The sequence below is a fragment of the Bergeriella denitrificans NBRC 102155 genome (assembly GCF_001592185.1).
Taxonomy (GTDB): domain Bacteria; phylum Pseudomonadota; class Gammaproteobacteria; order Burkholderiales; family Neisseriaceae; genus Neisseria; species Neisseria denitrificans.
The window spans coordinates 1-2,326 of the sequence record NZ_BCWL01000272.1 but is presented as its reverse complement, the minus strand read 5'-3'; the positions used below and the strand labels follow the sequence as shown (position 1 = coordinate 2,326).

Below are 2,326 nucleotides of genomic sequence, written 5' to 3'. Positions count from 1 at the left end.
TCAAGCCCCCTCTTTGAACCGTGCAAAGCAACACTGTACCATTCTTATTTTAAATGACTATAAAAGAAGATTTAAAACGTAAGAAAAAGCCGTCTGAAAACCCAGCAGATTTTCAGACGGCTTTTGTCCGTCAAACAATCCGGCAAAAGCCGGTTTTATTCGGCCAACTCACTCTGCTCGTGCGCCATCATTTCCTGGCCGACATTACCCAGCAGGCTCAGGTAACGCTCGTACTGCTTAAGAATATCGGCAATCAGCTCTTCGCGACTCATGTAGCGGACGTCGTAGCCGTTGCGGCCGTCTGAAAAATACGTCATCGGCAGGTAGGTTTGCGTTTTGCGGATATGCGGCAGGTGGTCTTCTTCCACCAGCTGCGATGCCACTTCGTGCTCGACCGATTTGATGCCGTACACGAAATTGCGGACGGTGGCTTTTTCAATCACCAGCTCCACAGAAGGCTCAACCTGCTCCAGCATGGCGTTAATCTGCACGCTCAAGCCGTATTGTGACGACATCACGCCGCTCAATTCGCGCATGGCCGGCAGCGCGGTATATTTCAGGAAGCTGCGGATATCGCCTTCCTGCGAATGGTTCATCATCTGCTCCAAACGCTCTTTCCAGCGCTCGCCGGTCCAGAAAATGCTGGTCGGCGTCACTTTCGCGCTGAAGTATTTCTTATCCGCATCCAGCGCTTTCCACAGGCTGAACGCCATCAGCAGCATCAGCATGGCAAACGGCAGCGCGGTAATCAGCGTCATGGTCTGCAATACGCCCAGGCCGCCGCTGCCCAGCAGCACGATGGCCACGGCCGACATCAGCACGCCCCACATCACCGCCTGCCATTTCGGCGCGGCCAGGCTCTTGTCGCGGGACGCGATGTTGTTCAACACATAAATACCCGAGTCGGCAGAGGTGATGAAAAACAGCGCGATAATCACCAGCGCAATCACGCTGCTGATGGAAGACAGCGGCAGGTAGTCCAAAAAGGCAAACAGCAGGGTTTCCGGAGAGCCGGTCATGGCTGCCAGCGCGCCGCCCGCTTCATGCGTATCGATCCAAATCGCGCTGTTGCCGAATACGGTAAACCACAGCACGCAAAACAGGCTGGGTACGGCCAATACGCCAAACACAAATTCGCGCACGGTGCGTCCCCGGGAAATACGCGCGATAAACAGGCCGACAAACGGTGCCCACGAGCACCACCACGCCCAGTAGAGAATCGTCCAGCCGCTGAACCAGCCGGTATTGTCCGGCTCGTACACATAAGTTTTAAAACTCATCTGCACCAGGTGTGAGAAATAGAAGCCCAAGTTGTCGCTAAACGCCGCCAGCAGATACAGCGTCGGGCCGGTTGCCAGCACAAACAGCATCAGCAGACCCGCCAGCACCAGATTGGTTTCACTGAGGATTTTTACGCCCTTGCCCACGCCCGATACCGCCGAAATCACCGCCAGCGACATCACTGCGATAATCACCACAATCTGCAGGCCGAAATTACTTTCCGCAATCCAACCAATCTGCTGCAGGCCGGAGCTCATCTGCGCCGCGCCGAAGCCCAGCGTGGTAATGATACCGAACAGCGTCGCCACCAGCGCCATCACATCGATGGCATCGCCGAAGCCGCCGTTGATTTTATCTTTCAAAAGCGGATAAAAGCAGGAGCGCAAAGCCAGCGGCAGCTTGTAGCGGAAGCCGAAATACGCCAGCGCCAGCGCGATGATGCCGTACACCGACCAAGCGTGCACGCCCCAGTGGAAAAACGTATGCAGCATCGCACTTTGCGCGTCGCCCTGGCTGATGGGCGATGCGTAATGCGACAGCGGCTCGGCCACGCCGAAAAACATCAAGCCCACGCCCATGCCTGCGGCAAACAGCATCGCCAGCCACGACATAAACGAAAATTCCGGCTCTTCCTCGTCCGTACCCAGCTTGATGCTGCCGAAGTTACCCAGGCTCACCAAAATCAGAAACAGCAGGAAAACGGAAAAAGTTAAAATATAAAACCAGCTGAAATTACGGAATACGGCTTCTTTGGCCGTGTTCAAAAAATTCTGCGTGCCCTCGGGCAACAGCAGCGTAGCAGCCAGCAGCGACAAGACGAATAATAAAGTGGCGCTGATGACCACGGGATTAAACGACGATTTTTGTCGGATTAGTGAGGTCATACTCATGGATTCCTTCATACTTTTATCGTTGTGATAAAGACGGTTTTTCAGACGACCGCAAGCGGTAAATATACCGCCCGGGCGCGGAAGATATAGTCGAAGAGTAATTTCTGCTACGGCGTTGGCTCGCCTTGCTCAAAGAGGGAGGCTTGACTAAGCTG

General features: G+C 54.5%; 1 protein-coding gene. It reads right to left on the bottom strand.

Annotated features, from left to right (window positions below; translation table 11 throughout):
• Positions 1–155 precede the first annotated feature (155 nt).
• Complete coding sequence (locus BDE01S_RS10105) at positions 156–2,171, bottom strand: BCCT family transporter (RefSeq protein WP_066081109.1); 2,016 nt, start codon at positions 2,169–2,171, stop codon at positions 156–158.
• Between the last annotated feature and the right edge of the window lie 155 nt (positions 2,172–2,326).

Excerpts from the sequence above, each read along its gene's own strand:
- BDE01S_RS10105 (WP_066081109.1), bottom strand. The coding sequence starts at position 2,171 with ATGAGTATGACCTCACTAATCCGACAAAAATCGTCGTTTAATCCCGTG.